The sequence below is a fragment of the Lactobacillus nasalidis genome (genome assembly GCF_016587775.1).
Classification (GTDB): Bacteria; Bacillota; Bacilli; order Lactobacillales; family Lactobacillaceae; genus Lactobacillus; species Lactobacillus nasalidis.
Genome location: NZ_BOCG01000431.1, coordinates 1 through 2131, shown reverse-complemented (window position 1 = coordinate 2131; position 2131 = coordinate 1). Strand labels below are relative to the sequence as shown.

Sequence of the window (2131 nt, the reverse complement as noted above, 5' to 3'; positions counted from 1 at the left end):
GGCCTAGTACTGGCTGCGGGCGGGCTGGCTTTTGCCGGCCAGCTGCTGGCAGCCGGCGCGGCCGTGATCTTGCTGGCGATCGCTCACTTGATGAGCCGGGAGGGCAGCTGGGCGCTGACGGCGGCCCTTGTCTTGAACCTGCTGTTTGCGGCTTTGACCATGCTGCCGCACAACTTTATGACTCTGCCGCTGGCTTAGGATTTGTTTAGGAAAGACAAAAATGAATTTGGAGAAAATCAATTATTACGGGGACAGCCGGGAAGTCTACGACAGCTGTCTGCCGCACATCGAAGACCACAATCTCAAGAGCTGCACTTTTCTGATCAAGCTCTTCGTGCTCGCTTTGGGAATCTTCACCCTGCTCTCCTTGGCGGGCCTGCACCGGTCTTATTTCCCGATGTACTTCACCGGCTGCCTGGCCAACCTGCTTTTGGTTGTGCTCATCAAGAAGACCAGGATGTCCGTCCGAGTGACTTCTTACAGCACGATGGCGCTTTTGCTGACTTTTGCCATCGCTGACTCGAGCATCGACCCGCACCATGTGGCGACGACCTATCTGGTGTTCGCGGTGCTGGTCGCGGTTTTGCTGATGGACACGATGCTGGCGATCAGCGCCTTTTACCTCTTGATGCTGCTGGTCTTCAGCCTGTGCTCCTACGTGTTCAAGGGGCAGGTGATGTGGCAGCTCGACAGCTTCAACGGCCTGATCTACACGATTGCCTCTTTGGCCCTGCACTACGTCATCCAGAAAGGGCGCCTGGCTTCATACCTGCTGCTGAACAAGTACAATGAAAGCCAGCGGGAGCTGTGGGTTCAGGCCAATTTTGACCGCATGAGCGGGGTGATGAACCGGTCGACCTTCATGACCCTGCTGCAAAAAGCGGTTGACCAGCCGGAGTGCGGCGACTTGTTCGTCGGTTTGGTCGACATCGACCACTTCAAGCAGATCAACGACAGCTACGGCCACCGGATGGGGGACCTGGCAATCCAGGAGCTGAGCCGGAGCCTGGAAAAGGGCCTGCGGGTCTGCTACCAGGACAAGGCGGGTTTTGCCGACAGTTTCGACCCGAGCAGCGACAACGTGCTGGCCCGGCTGGGCGGCGATGAGTTCGTCTTTGCCATGCACTGCGCGTCAGAAGAAGCGTGCCGCAAGCAGCTGCGGGCTTTGCAGCAGGAATTTGCCAAAAAGGTCATCTCCTTGGATGGCCGCCGGCTGAGCCAGCTGCATTTTTCCTGCGGCGTCATTCACTACAACAACAATCTGAAGAACGTCGACCAGCTCTACCAGAAGGCCGACCAGCTGATGTACATGGTCAAAAAGCAGGGCGGCAACGAGGTTCTGGTTGCCCAGTCGTAGTTTTTTGACGGAAAAGATTGACAAAAGGCCAAAAGCCGGTATACTTTAAATACAAATTAAGATTTGTTGAAAAGGACTTTCAAAGTCTTAGTTTGCTGAATAGGACTGACAACCAGGGAATCACTGCCATGATTCCCTGGTTTTTCTTTTGAAAAAATTTTCTGGAAAGGATTGACATTCGCCAGCTGGCTAGTATACTTAAAGACAAATTAAGAACTGATGAAGAAAGGAGAACCATCATGGAATTCGCGACTAAGAAGTGCCAAATGCAAGCCATGCCAGGCAACATGCTGATGTGCAGCATGTCTTTTAGCATTGAAGCGAATACCTGTGGTTCACCATCCTGAAATCGTTGACTGTATTGAAGATAGCAATGGCCGCCTGAACTACTGGTTAGTTGGGCGGCTTTTTTTCGGAGGATGATTCATGAGCAGGAAACGGTATCAGCAGACAAAACGCTGGCTGATCCTCTGGCGCGGATCAGCGATCGGGGTCGGCTACATGTGCCGCTTGGGTTTTTAACAGCAATATTTTAAGCATTTCAATCAGCAGCTAATCAATATTACGAAAAACACAAGCGAGGTAACCATCATGAGTAAAGAAGCAATCAGCAACGAAGGTTTGTCATTTGAAACCCTGCAGGTCCATGCCGGCCAGCCGATCGATGAAACTGGCGCCCGGGCCGTGCCGATCTACCAGACGACTTCCTATGTCTTTGACGACGCCGACCAGGCGGCCGGCCGCTTTGCCCTGACTGACGCGGGCAACATCTAC

Annotated in this window: 2 protein-coding genes and 1 pseudogene; all 3 read left to right on the top strand. The window is 53.3% G+C overall.

Translation table 11 applies throughout. The features are described from left to right. Positions 1–198: pseudogene (locus lacNas_RS07975) on the top strand (hypothetical protein); the annotation flags it as partial. Between the two features lie 22 nt (positions 199–220). Then, positions 221–1357 carry a GGDEF domain-containing protein gene (locus lacNas_RS14280; RefSeq protein WP_244660608.1) on the top strand — a complete coding sequence of 379 codons (1137 nt, stop codon included), beginning with the start codon at positions 221–223 and terminating at the stop codon, positions 1355–1357. 591 nt (positions 1358–1948) lie between these two features. Continuing rightward, on the top strand, positions 1949–2131 hold a 183-nt coding region (locus lacNas_RS07960), incomplete at its 3' end, for a PLP-dependent transferase (protein ID WP_201346759.1).

Coding starts and splice junctions, on each gene's coding strand:
- lacNas_RS14280 (WP_244660608.1), top strand. CDS start 221: ATGAATTTGGAGAAAATCAATTATTACGGGGACAGCCGGGAAGTCTAC.